At 61.6% G+C, this 16,433-nt stretch carries 13 protein-coding genes; 9 read left to right on the top strand and 4 right to left on the bottom strand.

The annotated features are described in order from the left end of the window. The first annotated feature begins 31 nt into the window (after positions 1-31). The gene (gene metH, locus N5D61_RS01765; RefSeq protein WP_279890343.1) at positions 32-3,742 is read left to right on the top strand and encodes a methionine synthase; all 3,711 of its coding nucleotides are present in this window, start codon (positions 32-34) and stop codon (positions 3,740-3,742) included. Between the two features lie 78 nt (positions 3,743-3,820). Here metH and N5D61_RS01760 read toward each other — a convergent pair whose 3' ends face one another. After that, positions 3,821-4,909, bottom strand: a complete 1,089-nt coding sequence (locus N5D61_RS01760) for an ABC transporter substrate-binding protein (RefSeq protein ID WP_279890534.1) — start codon at positions 4,907-4,909, stop codon at positions 3,821-3,823. A gap of 679 nt (positions 4,910-5,588) precedes the next feature. Between N5D61_RS01760 and N5D61_RS01755 the strand changes: the two genes are divergently transcribed. Continuing rightward, entirely contained in the window at positions 5,589-7,247 is a 1,659-nt protein-coding gene (locus tag N5D61_RS01755) for a nitrite/sulfite reductase (RefSeq protein ID WP_108236511.1), read from the top strand. Further along, positions 7,231-7,725 carry a DUF934 domain-containing protein gene (locus N5D61_RS01750; protein WP_108236510.1) on the top strand — a complete coding sequence of 165 codons (495 nt, stop codon included), beginning with the start codon at positions 7,231-7,233 and terminating at the stop codon, positions 7,723-7,725. Before N5D61_RS01755 ends, N5D61_RS01750 begins: the two co-directional genes overlap by 17 nt. 289 nt (positions 7,726-8,014) lie before the next feature. On the opposite strand, the gene sohB is transcribed toward N5D61_RS01750, so the two are convergent. Next, a complete protein-coding gene (gene sohB / locus N5D61_RS01745) occupies positions 8,015-9,037 on the bottom strand; it encodes a protease SohB (RefSeq protein WP_279890341.1) in 1,023 nt (340 codons plus the stop codon). Positions 9,038-9,255: 218 nt separating this feature from the next. Between sohB and N5D61_RS01740 the strand changes: the two genes are divergently transcribed. The 6 genes from N5D61_RS01740 (at position 9,256) to N5D61_RS01715 (ending at position 14,709) form a co-directional block, all read left to right on the top strand. Then, a complete protein-coding gene (locus N5D61_RS01740; RefSeq protein ID WP_279890339.1) occupies positions 9,256-9,966 on the top strand; it encodes a histidine phosphatase family protein in 711 nt (236 codons plus the stop codon). A gap of 56 nt (positions 9,967-10,022) precedes the next feature. Further along, the gene (locus N5D61_RS01735; RefSeq protein ID WP_108236507.1) at positions 10,023-10,337 is read left to right on the top strand and encodes an SCP2 sterol-binding domain-containing protein; all 315 of its coding nucleotides are present in this window, start codon (positions 10,023-10,025) and stop codon (positions 10,335-10,337) included. 208 nt (positions 10,338-10,545) lie between these two features. Beyond that, a complete protein-coding gene (locus N5D61_RS01730) occupies positions 10,546-11,613 on the top strand; it encodes a phosphotransferase family protein (protein ID WP_279890337.1) in 1,068 nt (355 codons plus the stop codon). A 44-nt stretch (positions 11,614-11,657) separates the two neighbouring features. After that, positions 11,658-12,425, top strand: coding sequence for an SDR family oxidoreductase (locus tag N5D61_RS01725; protein WP_279890336.1), 768 nt, complete (start codon positions 11,658-11,660; stop codon positions 12,423-12,425). A gap of 233 nt (positions 12,426-12,658) precedes the next feature. Continuing rightward, the gene (locus N5D61_RS01720; RefSeq protein ID WP_279890334.1) at positions 12,659-13,798 is read left to right on the top strand and encodes a Gfo/Idh/MocA family oxidoreductase; all 1,140 of its coding nucleotides are present in this window, start codon (positions 12,659-12,661) and stop codon (positions 13,796-13,798) included. 137 nt (positions 13,799-13,935) lie between these two features. Beyond that, positions 13,936-14,709, top strand: a complete 774-nt coding sequence (locus N5D61_RS01715; protein ID WP_279890332.1) for a TSUP family transporter — start codon at positions 13,936-13,938, stop codon at positions 14,707-14,709. Here the strand turns inward: N5D61_RS01715 and nudC are convergent. Further along, positions 14,671-15,519: an NAD(+) diphosphatase gene (gene nudC, locus N5D61_RS01710; RefSeq protein ID WP_279890331.1), complete on the bottom strand. Its 849-nt coding sequence runs from the start codon at positions 15,517-15,519 to the stop codon at positions 14,671-14,673. The genes N5D61_RS01715 and nudC overlap by 39 nt on opposite strands. Before the next feature lie 88 nt (positions 15,520-15,607). Continuing rightward, the gene (locus N5D61_RS01705; RefSeq protein WP_108236501.1) at positions 15,608-16,420 is read right to left on the bottom strand and encodes a crotonase/enoyl-CoA hydratase family protein; all 813 of its coding nucleotides are present in this window, start codon (positions 16,418-16,420) and stop codon (positions 15,608-15,610) included. Between the last annotated feature and the right edge of the window lie 13 nt (positions 16,421-16,433).

The following is a 16,433-nucleotide window of genomic DNA, read 5'->3' as shown; positions in this document are numbered from 1 at the left end:
ATCTTTTCGCTTTTGTCTTCCAGGTAGGCCTATGTCTGATCGCAACGCGCGTCTCAAAGCACTCCATCAAGCGCTCAACGAGCGCATCCTGATTCTGGATGGCGGCATGGGCACCATGATCCAGAGCTTTCGCCTGGAGGAAGAAGACTACCGCGGTAAACGCTTCGCCGACTGGCCAAGCGACGTCAAGGGCAACAACGACCTGCTGGTCCTCACGCGCCCCGACGTGATCGGCGCCATTGAGAAAGAATACCTGGACGCCGGTGCGGACATCCTCGAAACCAACACCTTCAACGCTACGCAAGTGTCCCAGGCCGACTACGGCATGGAAGCGCTGGTCTATGAGCTGAACATGGAAGGCGCGCGCCTCGCCCGTCAGGTGGCGGACGCCAAGACCCTCGAAACCCCCGACAAGCCGCGCTTCGTCGCCGGCGTTCTCGGCCCGACCAGCCGCACCTGCTCGCTGTCGCCCGACGTCAATAATCCGGGCTATCGCAACGTCACGTTCGACGAACTGGTCGAGAACTACACCGAAGCCACCAAAGGCCTCATCGAAGGCGGTGCGGACATGATCCTCATCGAAACCATCTTCGACACCTTGAACGCCAAGGCGGCGATCTTCGCCGTACAAGGGGTGTTCGACGAATTAGGCTTCGAGCTGCCGATCATGATTTCCGGCACCATCACCGACGCCTCGGGCCGCACCCTCTCCGGCCAGACCACCGAAGCATTCTGGAACTCGGTGCGTCACGCCAAGCCGATTTCCGTGGGCCTGAACTGCGCCTTGGGCGCCAGCGAGCTGCGTCCGTACCTGGAAGAACTGTCGAACAAAGCCGACACCCACGTATCCGCCCACCCGAACGCCGGTCTACCGAACGAATTCGGCGAGTACGACGAATCTCCGGCAGAAATGGCCAAAGTGGTCCAAGAGTTCGCCCAGAGCGGCTTCCTGAACATCGTCGGTGGCTGCTGTGGCACTACCCCGGCGCACATCAAGGCCATCGCCAACGCCGTGGCCAACTACATGCCGCGTGCCATTCCGGACATTCCGAAAGCCTGTCGTCTGTCGGGCCTTGAGCCTTTCACCATCGATCGTCAGTCGTTGTTCGTCAACGTCGGCGAGCGCACCAACATCACCGGTTCCGCCAAGTTCGCCCGGCTGATTCGGGAAGACAATTACACCGAAGCGCTGGAAGTCGCTCTGCAGCAGGTCGAGGCCGGCGCGCAGGTGATCGACATCAACATGGACGAAGGCATGCTGGATTCGAAGAAGGCGATGGTCACCTTCCTCAACCTGATTGCCGGCGAACCGGACATTTCCCGCGTGCCGATCATGATCGACTCGTCGAAATGGGAGGTGATCGAAGCCGGCCTCAAGTGCATCCAGGGCAAGGGCATCGTCAACTCGATCAGCATGAAAGAAGGCGTCGAGCAGTTCATCCATCACGCCAAATTGTGCAAGCGCTACGGCGCAGCGGTGGTGGTCATGGCGTTCGACGAGGCCGGTCAGGCCGACACCGAGGCGCGCAAGAAAGAGATCTGCAAGCGCTCCTACGACATCCTGGTCAATGAAGTCGGCTTCCCACCGGAAGACATCATCTTCGACCCGAACATCTTTGCCATCGCCACCGGCATCGAGGAGCACGACAACTACGCCGTCGATTTCATCAATGCCTGCGCCTACATTCGTGATGAATTGCCCTATGCGCTGACCTCGGGCGGCGTGTCCAACGTGTCGTTCTCGTTCCGGGGCAACAACCCGGTGCGCGAGGCGATCCACTCGGTCTTCCTGCTGCACGCGATCCGCAATGGCCTGACCATGGGCATCGTCAACGCCGGTCAGCTTGAAATCTATGACGAGATCCCGGTCAAGCTGCGCGACGCGGTGGAGGATGTGGTGCTCAACCGCACCGATGACGGCACCGAAGTGCTGCTGGCCATCGCCGACGAATTCAAGGGTGACGGTTCAGTCAAGGAAGCCGAGACCGAGGAATGGCGCGGCTGGGAGGTCAATGAGCGCCTCAAGCATGCGCTGGTCAAGGGCATCACCACCCACATCGTCGAAGACACCGAGGCTTCGCGCCTGACCTTCGCCCGGCCGATCGAAGTCATCGAAGGCCCGCTGATGGCGGGGATGAACGTGGTCGGCGACCTGTTCGGCTCGGGCAAGATGTTTCTGCCTCAGGTGGTGAAATCGGCCCGGGTGATGAAGCAGGCCGTGGCGCACCTCATCCCCTTCATCGAAGCGGAAAAAGGCGACAAGCCGGAAGCCAAGGGCAAAATCCTCATGGCTACCGTGAAAGGCGACGTGCATGACATCGGCAAGAACATCGTCGGCGTGGTGCTGGGCTGTAACGGCTACGACATCGTCGACCTCGGCGTCATGGTGCCTGCAGAGAAGATCCTGCAGGTGGCCAAGGAGGAAAAATGCGACATCATCGGCCTTTCCGGCCTGATCACGCCGTCGCTGGACGAGATGGTCCACGTAGCCCGCGAAATGCAGCGCCAGGATTTCCATCTCCCACTGATGATCGGCGGTGCTACCACGTCGAAAGCCCACACCGCGGTCAAGATCGAACCGAAGTACAGCAATGATGCGGTCGTGTACGTCACCGACGCTTCTCGCGCCGTGGGTGTCGCCACGCAACTGCTGTCCAAGGAGCTCAAAGCCGGGTTCATCGAGAAAACCCGCGCCGAGTATGTGGAGGTTCGCGAACGCACCTCCGCGCGTAGCGCCCGCACTGAACGCCTGAGCTACAGTGCGGCCATCGCCAAGAAGCCTCAGTTCGACTGGGCCGCTTATGCCCCCGTCAAGCCGACCTTCACTGGCGCCCGGGTGCTGGAAGACATCGATTTGAACGTGCTGGTGGATTACATCGACTGGACGCCGTTCTTCATTTCATGGGATCTGGCCGGCAAATACCCGCGCATCCTCACCGACGAGGTGGTGGGCGAAGCAGCGACCGTACTGTTTGCGGATGCACAGGAAATGCTGCGCAAGCTGATCGACGAGAAACTGATCCGTGGTCGGGCTGTGTTTGGCTTCTGGCCGGCCAATCAAGTCGATCATGACGATATCCAACTGTTCGACGACAACGGCCAGCCTCTGGCGAAGTTGCATCACCTGCGTCAGCAGACGATCAAGACCGATGGCAAGCCAAACTTTTCCCTCGCCGACTTCGTCGCACCGAAAGACAGCGGCGTGACGGATTATGTGGGGGGCTTCATCACCACCGCGGGCATCGGTGCCGAAGAAGTGGCCAAGGCCTATCAGGACAAGGGCGACGACTACAACGCGATCATGGTCAAGGCCCTGGCCGACCGCCTGGCGGAAGCCTGCGCAGAATGGCTGCACCAGGAAGTGCGCAAAACCTGGTGGGGTTACGCCAGGGATGAGCAACTGGACAACGAAGCCTTGATCAAGGAGCAGTATGTCGGCATCCGCCCGGCGCCCGGCTACCCGGCGTGCCCGGACCACACCGAAAAAGGCGTGCTGTTCGATCTGCTCGATCCGACGCAGGGCGATGGCAAGCCTGGCATCAGCGGTGTGTTTCTCACCGAGCACTACGCGATGTTCCCGGCAGCGGCGGTGAGTGGCTGGTATTTCGCTCATCCACAGGCCCAGTACTTCGCCGTGGGCAAGGTGGACAAGGATCAGGTCGAAAGTTACAACGCCCGCAAAGGCCAGGAGATGCGCGTCACCGAACGTTGGCTAGCGCCGAATCTGGGGTATGACGAGTAACCGCTGGACAGACAAGTCGGTCGGCCCCGCTGACCGCGGAGCTCCGCGCTGAACATCAGTGTCTGTTCAGTGACCGGTTCAGCGCACTGCCTCGACCCGCTCAAAGGGGTACGCCACACCCGCCGGGCTGTGGCCACCCACGAACTGGCGCACATCGATGCCATAGTCGTCCTGGTTATTGGCCTGCATGAAGCGGACACTGTCGCTGCGTTCCCGAACCTGCATCGCCCGCACGCGCCAAGTGCCGATGGGCGAGCGAGTGCGGCTGTCGGCGCGGTCGTAATCGTTCAGTAACACCAGCGCCCAGCCTCCCAAGGTGAAATGGCCGCCGACCACCACACTCAATTGGCCTTGCACCAGCGCCTGCAACGCGGCCGTGGAGTCGTTGACGGTGCCAAGCGACACGTCGACCCCGGGGCGCTTTCCGCTTTCGCCCACTGCGTCGATCACGCCGAACGCCATCAAATCGCTGGCCGTCCAGATGAGGCTGATGGCCGGATAGCGCTTGAGCAGTACTTGCGCCTGTTCGTAAGCCCTGTCCCGCCGCCAGCCGCCCAGCACGATCTGGCGCAAGCGGACTTCAGGGTGTTCGGCCAGCGCCCGGTACAGACCTTGCTCCCGCTGCAGAGACACCGGTGTGGTGTTGGTGCCGGAAAAGGCGAGCATTTCCACTGGCTGGCCTGAGGCGTTCGACGGGCGGGATTCGATGAGGCGCTTGGCGACCAGGTAGCCGCCCTCTTCATCGTTGGCCACGACGCTGCCGAGAAAATCCGGGTAGCGAGTGCGCAGATCACCGAGGATGCTCAATTGATCCGCGGTGAAGGTGTTATTGACGGCCAGCAGCTTGACGCCGCTGCCCCGCGACAAGCGCAGGATTTCCGGGGCGACGTTCAGTTCGTTGGAAAATACCAGGTAGTCAGGCCGCGCACTGCCTTGCAACGCCTCGCGAGCAAAGGTCAGCAAAGTGCGGGTGTCACGGTTGGTGTAGTGAATGGTCAGGCCCATGCCCAGGCGATCCGCTGCAGCCTGCATGAAACGCGAGTAACTGTTCCAGTACGGGTCCGGCACCGAGCCGGGATTGAGAAATACCACCGAGGCCGCCCACGCTGCCCCGCCCCACAGCCAAGCCACGCCACACATGAGGCAGCCAATGAAACACCTGATCATGGACACCGAGCCTCATCACCCATAAGTCGTTCGCCGACCCGCTAGGTCTGCTTATACCTTATCGGCCGCTGGCGGGTAAGTCGTACCCCTGCGTGAAGCGGGTATCGCTGCTATTGATGGCTGACCCAGAAAACGGCGGCCCCCACCACGAGGATGATCAGGAAGAGAATCGCCCAGGCGTCTACGCGACTGTCGGACTTGGCAGTTTTAGGATGGGATCTACTCATTGCATCGCCTCTTGTGCTTCTTATGGGTGATTGCAGATGAACCGGTGACATCGAAATCATCGACGCACCTTGCGCAGCGGCACGGCCACTCAGCGAACCTGCGGCCCGCCCGCATCAGCCGCCTCAATCGCCTGGCTGCCGCGAACGGCCTTTCACAGGCTCCGGCGCCGACCGAAGACGGTTGACCTCGGCTCTTGACAGAGTAAAGTCGAGGCCTGTCCTTTGCACAAGTCAGGGCGAAAGCGGCTGACGAAGGGCTTATTACTTCCGGTTCTTTGCTTATATTCAAACTTCACTTTTGCGCATATCAGCAAACTGGTAACCTCCCCCGGCCTCGTTGGAGGCTGCGCGACCGTGCGCGCAGATTTGTTGGGACGCACCGAACGCAGGTGACATCGCATCGCCTCTCTGTGCGTCCAGGCAGCAGTGAATCGCCTGAGAACAGGACCACCATGTACGTATACGACGAGTACGATCAGCGGATCATCGAGGACCGCGTCAAGCAGTTCCGCGACCAGACCCGCCGCTATCTGGCCGGCGAGCTGAGCGAAGAAGAATTTCGCCCGCTTCGGCTGCAAAATGGCCTTTATATCCAGCGCTTCGCCCCGATGCTGCGCGTGGCTGTGCCCTACGGCCAACTGACGTCCCGTCAGGCCCGGATGCTGGCGAAAATCGCCCGCGACTACGACAAGGGCTACGCGCACATCAGCACCCGCCAGAACGTGCAGTTCAACTGGCCCGCGCTGGAAGACATTCCCGATATTCTCGCTGAACTGGCCACCGTGCAGATGCACGCGATCCAGACCAGCGGCAACTGCCTGCGCAACGTCACCACGGACCAGTTTGCCGGCGTCGCTGCCGACGAACTGGTTGACCCGCGCCCCTGGTGCGAAATCGTCCGTCAATGGACGACTTTCCACCCGGAATTCGCCTACCTGCCGCGCAAATTCAAGATCGCGATCAACGGCTCGACTTCTGACCGGGCCGCCATCGAGGTGCACGACATCGGCCTGGAGCCGGTGAAAAACGCTGCCGGCGAGCTGGGCTTCCGCGTGCTGGTGGGTGGCGGTCTGGGCCGTACCCCAGTGGTGGGGGCGTTCATCAATGAATTCCTGCCCTGGCAGGACCTGCTCAGCTACCTGGACGCCATCCTGCGGGTCTACAACCGCTATGGCCGTCGCGACAACAAGTACAAGGCGCGGATCAAGATTCTGGTCAAGGCACTGACCCCGGAAGTCTTTGCCGAGAAGGTCGAGGCGGAAATGGCTCACCTGCGTGGCGGCCAGACCACCCTCACCGAAGCCGAAGTGCACCGCGTGGCCCGGCACTTCGTCGACCCCGATTACAAGACGTTGCCCGACTTCAGCGCCGAACTGTCGGCACTGGACAAGGAACACCCGGGGTTTGCCCGCTGGCGCTCGCGCAATGTCCTGGCGCACAAGAAGCCTGGCTACGCCGCCGTCACCCTGTCGCTCAAGCCGACGGGCGTGGCGCCGGGCGATGTCACCGACAAGCAGTTGGACGGCATCGCCGATCTGGCCGACCGCTACAGCTTCGGCCAATTGCGTACCTCCCACGAGCAGAACGTGATTCTGGCCGACGTCGAACAGAGCCAACTGTTCGCGATGTGGGGCGAACTGCGCGAGCAAGGTTTCGCAACCCCGAACATCGGTCTGCTGACCGACATCATCTGCTGCCCCGGCGGTGACTTCTGCTCGCTGGCCAACGCCAAGTCGATTCCTATCGCCGAGTCCATCCAGCGCCGTTTCGATGACCTGGACTACCTGTTCGACATTGGCGAGCTGGACCTCAACATCTCCGGCTGCATGAACGCATGCGGCCACCACCACGTCGGCCACATCGGCATTCTGGGCGTGGACAAGAAAGGCGAAGAGTTCTACCAGGTGTCGCTGGGCGGCAGCGCCAGCCGCGACGCGAGCCTGGGCAAGATCCTTGGCCCGTCGTTCGCGCAGGACGACATGCCGGACGTGATCGAGAAACTGATCAACGTCTACGTCGAGAAACGCAACGAGGACGAGCGCTTCATCGACACGTACCAGCGTATCGGCATCGACCCTTTCAAGGAGCGCGTCTATGCAGCGAATCATTAAGAACAACGAAGTCGTGGACGAGACCTGGCACCTGCTGCCCAAGGACACCCCCCTGGACGGCCTGTCCAACTGCGACGATCTGATCGTGCCGCTGGCGCTGTGGCGTGAACATGCCCACGCGCTCAAGGCCCGTGACGGCGGCCTGGGCGTTTGGCTGGACAGCGACGAAGAGGCCGAGGAAATCGGGGACGACGCCAACCAGTTCCAGGTCATCGCCCTTAACTTCCCGGCCTTCACCGACGGCCGCAGTTACTCCAATGCGCGGCTGTTGCGCGACCGCTATGGCTTCAAAGGCGAATTGCGGGCCATTGGCGACGTGCTCCGCGATCAGTTGTTTTACCTGCGTCGCTGCGGGTTCGACGCCTTTGCCATCCGCGCGGACAAAGACCCGTACGAAGCGCTGGAGAGCCTCAAAGACTTCTCCGTGACGTACCAGGCTGCAACCGACGAGCCACTGCCGCTGTTCCGTCGTCGTTGATTCGACGCTGATTGGCGAGCAACAAAAAGCCCCGGCTTCTCACGAAGCCGGGGCTTTTTGTTATCACTCGTATCGTTGATCGTTCCCACGCTCCGCGTGGGAATGAATCGCGTGACGCTCCGCGTCACCGGACGCAGAACGTCCAAGGCTGCGTGCCCACGCAGAGCGTGGGAACGATCAACAACTCGTATCGTAGGAGCGCGCTTGCCCGCGATGGCGGCGTGCCTATGACACAGATGTCGCCTGGCACAACGTCATCGCGGGCAAGCGCGCTCCCACAACAAAATAATTACCAGAACCGCTGTTGAGTCAATCGGCTCCACCAGCCGGTCACCAAGCGATCCACTGACCCACTCGCAGCAAGCCCGACGCGCTCCTGCAGGCTCTTGCGTTCGGCATAGTGCAGATGAAACACATCAGCGGTTTTCGCCTTGTCGGCGAGGTATTCGTCGCTGGTCTGGAGGTCGTCTACCAGCAGCTTGTCCTTGGCCGCCATGCCCAGCCAGACCTCGCCCGTCGCCACTTCATCGATGTGCAACTGCGGGCGATAGCTGGCAACGAAGTTCTTGAACAGCTCATGGGTAATGTCCAGGTCCTGCTGGAATTTTTCACGACCTTTTTCGGTGTTTTCGCCGAAGACCGTCAGGGTTCGCTTGTACTCACCGGCGGTCAGGACTTCGAAGTCGATGTCGTGCTTTTTCAGCAGACGGTTCACGTTGGGCAGTTGCGCCACGACGCCGATTGAACCCAACACCGCAAACGGTGCGCTGATGATGCGATTGCCGATGCACGCCATCATGTAACCACCGCTGGCCGCGACCTTGTCGATGCACACCGTCAGCGGGATCCCCGCCTGACGGATACGCGCCAATTGCGAGGAGGCCAGGCCGTAGCTGTGGACCATGCCGCCGCCGCTTTCCAGGCGCAGCACCACTTCGTCCTTGCCCGTGGCGAGGCTGAGCAACGCGGTGATCTCATGGCGCATGCTTTCAGTAGCGGACGCTTTGATGTCGCCGTTGAAATCCAGCACATAGACCCGCTGTTTCACCTCGCCCTGCTTTCTGTCCTTCTTCTGCTCCTTGGCCTGGGCCTTGCGCAGTGCCTTGAGCTTGGCCTTGTCCAGCAGTGAACCTTCCAGGCGATCACGCAGGCCCTTGTAGAAATCGTTGAGCCGGGTCACGTGCAACTGCCCACCGCCGCCACGACGCCCGCGGCCCCGTAGCGAGGCGATCATGACCAGCACCACGATGATCGCTATGACCACGGTGACGGTTTTTGCCAGGAAGCTGGCGTAATCGAAGATGAACTCCACAGAGGCTCCTTACCTACATGTGCAGGGCCCGGATCGCAGGCCCGAGACAGAATCGCGAACGCCCCAGCATACCGTCGCACCCGGCGGGGAGCCAGCGAAGCGACGGCCAAAGGGGATGACAGTCGAACAATTCAAACAAGCGTATGTTTTTTCGTTGACAGACCCTGCACCGCCCTCCTAACCTCCCAACACTTTCAACGTACCGGGGCGAAGCGGACGTGGGCAGCATCTACCTCATTCGACATGGCCAGGCTTCTTTTGGTGCCGACGACTACGATGTCCTGTCGCCGACCGGTTATCGCCAGGCCGAAGTCCTCGGTGCGCACTTCGCCCACTTGGGCCTGACGTTCGACCGTTGCATTTGCGGCAGTCTGTTTCGCCAACGCCACACCGCCGAGACGGTCATGGCGCAGCTGGATGCCGCCGGGCTGACCACCCCAGCGCTGGACACCGATCCATCATTCAATGAGTTCGACGCCGAAGGCGTGATCCGCGCCCTGCTCCCGGCGATGCTGCCGGACGAACCCGAAGCGCTGGCGATCATGCGCAATGCCGCCCATAACCGCGCCGAGTTTCAGCGCCTGTTCGCGCTGATCATTGGCCGCTGGCTCGGCGGCCAACACGATACCCCGGCGCTGCAAACCTGGCTCGCGTTCGTCGAACAGGCCCGACGCGGCCTGGACGCTGTCCTGGATCAAGCGGCGCCAAGCGACCGCATCGCGGTCTTCACGTCGGGCGGCACCATCACCGCCCTGCTTCACCTGATCACCCGCATCCCTGCGGCCCAAGCATTCGAACTCAACTGGCAAATCGTCAACACCTCACTCAACCACCTGAAATTCAGAGGGCGCGAGGTGTCGCTGGCTTCCTTCAACAGTCATGCACATTTGCAACTGACGAAGGCGCCGGAGCTCATCACTTACCGGTGAGCCCGGCCAACTGCACCGCGAGGTGCCTGCAATCACTTCAATAAAAGGATGACACCATGACCTCCGTAGCCGACGCCGTACAAGCGATGAAAGCCAAGTTCGACCCAAGCGCCGCTGCAGGCCTGGACCTGGTTTTCGGCTTCCGTATCGACGAGGACAAACACTTCTCCCTGATCGTCAAGGACAAGACATGCGAGTTGCAGGAAGGCGAAAACCCTGATGCGCAAGTGACACTGGTCATGGATGGCGACACGCTCGCCGGCATCGTCAGCGGCGAAACCGACGGCATGCAAGCGTTCATGGCGGGCAAACTGCGCGCGGAAGGCGACATGATGCTGGCGATGAAACTGAGCCAGCTGTTTCCGTCCTAAGCGCGCAGGCGCCTCGCTCAACACCGAAGAACCGAAGCCGACCGGCTTCGGTTTTTTTTCGCCAGCCCTGGGTGAGTCGGGCATCAAAGCGGCTGATTACTTCGTAACACGCTCGCCTATAACGGCCGACATGCGCTGTTCCTCACCCTGAGCGCGCATTAGATTAGTCAATGATCCTGATCCTCCGAAATAAACGACAGGGATAAGCATGGCGCTCACCGACCAGTCCACTCAGGTCCGATCCGGCGAAGAACTCGACGCTGGTCTGATCGACCCCTATTTGAAAGCCCACATTCAGGGCCTGACCGGCAGCGCACGCATCAGTCAGTTTCCGGGAGGTGCGTCCAATCTCACCTACCTGCTGCAGTACCCCGAACAGGAATTCGTCCTGCGCCGCCCTCCCTTCGGCCACAAGGCCAAAAGCGCTCACGACATGGGGCGCGAATTTCGCATCCTCAATCAATTGAAGGAAGCGTTCCCTTACTGCCCCAAGGCGTATGTGCATTGCACCGATGAATCGGTGATGGGTGCCGAGTTTTACGTCATGGAGCGGGTCAAGGGCATCATTTTGCGGGCGGAGCTTCCGGCCGAACTGAACCTCGACGCGGCGCGCACCGAAGCCCTCTGCAAAAGCTTCATCGAGAAGCTGGTGGAGCTGCACCAGGTCGACTACAACGCCTGCGGTCTGGGAGACCTGGGTAAACCGCAAGGCTACGTCGAGCGGCAGATTCGTGGCTGGACCGAACGCTATGACAAGGCCCGGACGCCAGACGCGCCAAACTGGGAGCGCGCCGCGCGATGGCTGGCCGACAAGCAGCCCGCCGACCACCCCGCCCCCAGTCTGGTGCACAACGATTACCGGTTCGACAATGTGATTCTCGACCCCACCAATCCGATGCGGATCATCGGCGTGCTGGATTGGGAACTTACGACACTGGGCGATCCGCTGATGGACTTGGGCAACAGCCTGGCCTACTGGATCCAGGCCGATGATCCGGCGCCCGTGCAAATGATGCGTCGCCAGCCCAGCCATGCGCCCGGCATGTTGACCCGCGATCAATTCGTCGCGTACTACGCCGAGTGCTCGGGCATTCGCATCGACAATTTCGACTTCTACTACACCTACGGGCTGTTCCGCCTGGCAGGCATCGTCCAGCAAATCTATTACCGTTTCTATCACGGCCAGACCCAGGACAAGCGCTTCGCACCGTTCATCCACATGAACGCCTTGCTGGAGCAGATGGCCCTGCAGGTCATCGACCGCTCGGCGCTCTGAACCCTGTGTGCAGCCTCCGTTCGCGACACCCTAAGGAAGACACCATGTCCAAGACTCAACTGTTCGACCTCGACGGCAAGATCGCCTTCGTCTCCGGTGCCAGCCGCGGTATCGGCGAAGCCATCGCCAAGCTGCTGGCTCAGCAAGGGGCTCATGTCATCGTCTCCAGCCGTAAACTCGACGGCTGCCAGCAGGTGGCCGATGCCATCATCGCCGAGGGCGGTCAGGCGACGGCCATGGCCTGCCACATCGGTGAAATGGAACAGATCAATCAGGTGTTCGGGCGCATCCGGGAGGCCTTCGGGCGCCTCGATATCCTGGTCAACAACGCGGCGACCAATCCGCAATTCTGCAACGTGCTGGACACTGACCTGGGTGCGTTCCAGAAAACCGTCGACGTGAACATCCGCGGCTATTTCTTCATGTCGGTTGAGGCCGGCAAGCTGATGCGCGAACACGGCGGCGGCAGCATCATCAACGTCGCGTCGATCAATGGCGTTTCGCCGGGGGTGTTTCAGGGCATCTATTCGGTGACCAAGGCCGCAGTGATCAACATGACCAAGGTCTTCGCCAAAGAATGCGCCCCGTTCGGCATCCGGTGCAACGCCTTGCTGCCGGGGCTGACCGACACCAAGTTCGCTTCGGCACTGGTCAACAACGACACGATTCTGAAGACCGCACTGGCGCAGATTCCGCTGAAGCGGGTCGCCGCCCCGAGCGAAATGGCCGGCACGGTGTTGTACCTGGCCAGCGATGCATCGAGCTACACCACCGGCGTGGCGCTCAACGTGGACGGCGGGTTCCTGTCCTGAAGCCTGCGTGCATGACTCAGCAGGGGCGAGTCGACGGGCCAGCCCTCACGCGTCCCTTTCTGCAACGGCCAACCCGCCTGCGCACCGTCAGCTCATCGACTGCAGTGGCGACTGCAGCTCGGTGAACGGCCTTTGAGGTCAATCTGAGGTGCTGGTGAGGGAATATCGGTTCCCTCGAGCCCCGTCCCGGCATAGATTTTCAGCACAACAATGAGCCTTCAAGGACATGCGTCATGCGTGAATCTTCTCTGCCGGATTTGGGTGTCGGGCTGATCGGCACCGGCTTCATGGGGCGCGCCCATGCGCTGGCGTTTCATAGCGCGCGCACCGTCTTCGACCTGCCCGTTAACCTCCGACTCGTTGCCCTGGCCGATGCCGACGCCGCTCGCGCTGAGCAGTGCGCCCGATCCTGGGGCTTCGACCGCAGCCACGCCGCGTGGCAAGCACTGATCGACGACCCGGCGGTCGATCTGGTGGCGATCACCACACCCAATCACTTGCACTACCCGATGGCCATGGCCGCCCTGGAAGCGGGCAAGGCGGTGTATTGCGAGAAGCCGCTGGCGGTCAACCTGGCGCAAGCCCGCGAAATGCACAGCACGGCGAAGAAAGTCGGCGTCGTCACACGGGTGGGCTACAACTATCAACACAACCCGATTCTGGGCCTGGCGCGGCAGATGATTCAGGCAGGCGAACTGGGCCGGATCGTCAGTTTCCAGGGCGAATTCAGCGAAGACTTCATGGGTGATCCGCACGCCTCGTGGTCGTGGCGTTGCGAACACACCCATGCCGGGGGTGCGCTGGCCGACCTGGGCAGTCACCTGCTGGCCATGGCCCGGTACCTGGTGGGTGATGTCGACTCGGTGTGCGCGGACTCGCAAACGGTGCACCCCGAACGCCCTGCCCTCCACGGCAGCCCGGAACGCCGCCAGATCGCCATCGACGACCAGACGTACGCGTTGTTGCGCTTCAGCAATGGCGCGCGCGGTACCTTTTCCAGCAGTTGGCTCAAGCACGGCTACAAGAATCATTTGAGCTTCGAGGTCAGCGGCACGGGCGGCACGCTGTCGTTCGATCAGGAGCGCCTCAACGAACTGCGCTACTACCGCGCAGACGCGCCAGGGCGAGATGGCTTCCAACGGATTCTGGCCGGTCCGGCTCAGCCCGGTTACGCGGCCTTCTGCCCTGCGCCAGGCCATCAGTTGGGCTACAACGAGCTCAAGACGCTGGAAGTGCACGCCCTGATCCAGGCCATCTGCGGCGGCGGGAACGAAGGGCCGGATTTCGCCGAAGCGCTGGAAGTGGAACGCCTGGCCGCGGCCATCCGAGTGGCGGCCAGGGAAATGCGCTGGGTCAACGTGGCGGATATTTGAGCGCGCCGCCGGGAGAAGCCGGCCTTCACGCCTTGCAGGTTTCGAGAGCAGATGGGCCAGCCAAAGGCCATGGATCACAGGTAGAATGCGCCGCTTCCGGGCAGCCATTCTGCCCTGCTGCCAATAAGCCCTGACCCATGCCCTTCGAACTGTCCGTTGACCTCACTACATTGTGGGTACTTGCCCTCGTCGCCTTCGTGGCCGGTTTCATCGATGCCATCGCCGGTGGTGGCGGGCTGCTGACCACCCCCGCCCTGCTGACCGCGGGTCTACCGCCGCACCTGGTGCTGGGGACCAATAAACTCAGCTCCACCTTCGGCTCAGCGACCGCCAGCTTCACTTTCTATCGCCGCAAACTGTTTCACCCTCGACAGTGGACTCGCGCGTTGCTCGGCACCTTCGCCGGGGCACTGATCGGGGCGGTGGTCGCGCATTATCTGCCCGCCGAATGGCTCAACCAGATGCTACCGGTGATCGTCTTCGGTTGCGGGCTGTACCTCTTGTTTGGGGGCACGCCAAAGGCGCCGCTGGACAGCGATGTGCCGATCAAGACCCGATGGCAGGCAACGCAAGGGCTGGGCCTGGGTTTCTATGATGGCGTGGCAGGCCCGGGCACCGGGGCATTCTGGACGGTGAGCACGCTGTTGATGTACCCGGTTGACCTGGTCAAGGCCAGTGGCGTGGCCCGAAGCATGAATTTCGTCAGCAACGCAGCGGCGCTGACCGTCTTCGGGATCAATGGCACCGTGGACTGGGTGATCGGCCTGTCGATGGGCGCGGCCTTGATGGTCGGTGCCTTTCTCGGCGCGCGGACGGCCATTCAGGGCGGTGCCCGATTCATCCGCCCTGTGTTCATCAGTGTGGTGCTGGCGCTAACTGTCCGCCTGGCCTGGCAGCACTGGTTCAGTTAAGCCCAGTCGCTGTGCCAGATAGAGGTCGATCAGATAACGGGCAATGGAACGGCTCGCGGGCAAAGGCGGCATGGCATGAATGCTGAACCACTGGGCGTCCTCGATTTCGTCGGCCTGAGGCACGATCTCGCCGCTGTCGTATTCGGCGTGGAACCCCAGCATCATCGAATGCGGAAACGGCCAGCATTGGCTGCCCTTGTACTGGATATTCTTGACCTTGATCTGCACCTCCTCCATGACTTCGCGGCGCACGCAGTCTTCGGCGGACTCGCCGGGCTCAGCAAACCCGGCCAGGGTGCTGTAGACCCCGGTGACGAAACGCGGCGAACGCGCCAACAGCACCTCATCGCCACGGGTGATCAGGACAATCATGCTCGGTGAGATACGCGGGTAGGCGCGCAGGTCGCAGTGGCTGCAGTGCATGGCCCGCTCCCGCGGAATCTGCTGAGTGGGCCGTCCGCACTTGCCGCAAAAGCGATGCTCCCTGGCCCAGGTGCTGATCTGCGCGGCGTACCCGAGCAGTTGAAACAGATCGGCATCCTCGCCCAGCATGAACTGACGCAATGTCTGCCAACGGACGCCTTCCCGCTCGACCGGACGCTCCAGCGCGTAGAGGTACACCGGCTCACCGTCGAAATGGCCGATGCCGTGCTCGCTCAGCAGCGGCAGCTCTTGCCGCCTGAGCCACTCGCGAGGAAACATCGCACCGTTGTCATCCAGCAGAAAACCCTGATCGCTGTGGACCACGGCCCACCCGCCGGTGTCCAGAGGGTCGAGCACAGCGGTGGTCCAACGCCTGGGGCGCGTCATGAAAGCTCTCCTGTTCAGCGGCGACCCAAGCCCCCGACGCTCGGCTAAGGCCTGACGACGTCAGGCGGCGGGCTGCCTGGTATCACGGTCAATTATCGAACACCGGCTTTTGTTTGCTCATGTGCGCAGCCAGTGCCCGTTTCAGATCCGCCGATTGCAACATGGCAGCGTTCCATGTGGCAACGTATTCCAGGCCGTCGTCCACGCTGTGATCGCGCATGTAGCCGATCATGCGTTTGCTGCCGCTGACCGCGATCGGCGATTTCTCGGCGATATCCCGCGCGATGGCGAAGACGCCTTCCAGCAGTTGGTCGTTATCGGTAAACGTGCGATTGACCAGGCCGATGCGCAGTGCCTCGTCCGCCTTGACGTTGCGACCGGTGTAAGCCATTTCGCGCATCATGCCGTCGCCGATCAAGCGCGGCAGGCGTTGCAGGGTGCCCACGTCCGCGGCCATGCCCATGTCGATTTCGCGGATCGAAAACAAGGCATCGTCCGCGGCGTAACGCATGTCGCAGGCGCTGATCAAGTCGATGGCACCGCCGATGCAATAGCCTTGGATTGCCGCCAGCACCGGCTTGCTGCAACGGTCGACGGCGCTGAACGACGCCTGCATCTGCAGGATCTTGCGCCGCAGCATTCGCGCGTTGCGGCCGACATCCTCGCCCAGTTCATTGGCCACCGATGCCAGCATCATCAGGTCGATGCCCGAGGAGAAATGCTTGCCCGCGCCGCTGAGCACCACCACTCGCGCCTCATCGGTCGCGTCGACCCACTGGAAAATATCGATGATTTCGCTCCAGAATGCCGTGTTCATGGCGTTGACCTTTTCCGGGCGGTTGATCTGTACGTGGGCGATGTGGTCGGTCAAGTCGACCTTGAAGGCGCTGTAGTCGGACACGGCGATTATCCTG

The organism is Pseudomonas sp. GD03842, assembly GCF_029841165.1.
Lineage (GTDB): Bacteria > Pseudomonadota > Gammaproteobacteria > Pseudomonadales > Pseudomonadaceae > Aquipseudomonas.
This window is presented reverse-complemented; position numbering and strand designations above follow the sequence as displayed.

Excerpts from the sequence above, each read along its gene's own strand:
- N5D61_RS01720 (WP_279890334.1), top strand. The coding sequence starts at position 12,659 with ATGCGTGAATCTTCTCTGCCGGATTTGGGTGTCGGGCTGATCGGCACC.
- N5D61_RS01715 (WP_279890332.1), top strand. The coding sequence starts at position 13,936 with ATGCCCTTCGAACTGTCCGTTGACCTCACTACATTGTGGGTACTTGCC.
- N5D61_RS01760 (WP_279890534.1), bottom strand. The coding sequence starts at position 4,909 with ATGATCAGGTGTTTCATTGGCTGCCTCATGTGTGGCGTGGCTTGGCTG.
- N5D61_RS01755 (WP_108236511.1), top strand. The coding sequence starts at position 5,589 with ATGTACGTATACGACGAGTACGATCAGCGGATCATCGAGGACCGCGTC.
- N5D61_RS01750 (WP_108236510.1), top strand. The coding sequence starts at position 7,231 with ATGCAGCGAATCATTAAGAACAACGAAGTCGTGGACGAGACCTGGCAC.
- N5D61_RS01730 (WP_279890337.1), top strand. The coding sequence starts at position 10,546 with ATGGCGCTCACCGACCAGTCCACTCAGGTCCGATCCGGCGAAGAACTC.
- nudC (WP_279890331.1), bottom strand. The coding sequence starts at position 15,519 with ATGACGCGCCCCAGGCGTTGGACCACCGCTGTGCTCGACCCTCTGGAC.
- N5D61_RS01725 (WP_279890336.1), top strand. The coding sequence starts at position 11,658 with ATGTCCAAGACTCAACTGTTCGACCTCGACGGCAAGATCGCCTTCGTC.
- N5D61_RS01735 (WP_108236507.1), top strand. The coding sequence starts at position 10,023 with ATGACCTCCGTAGCCGACGCCGTACAAGCGATGAAAGCCAAGTTCGAC.
- metH (WP_279890343.1), top strand. The coding sequence starts at position 32 with ATGTCTGATCGCAACGCGCGTCTCAAAGCACTCCATCAAGCGCTCAAC.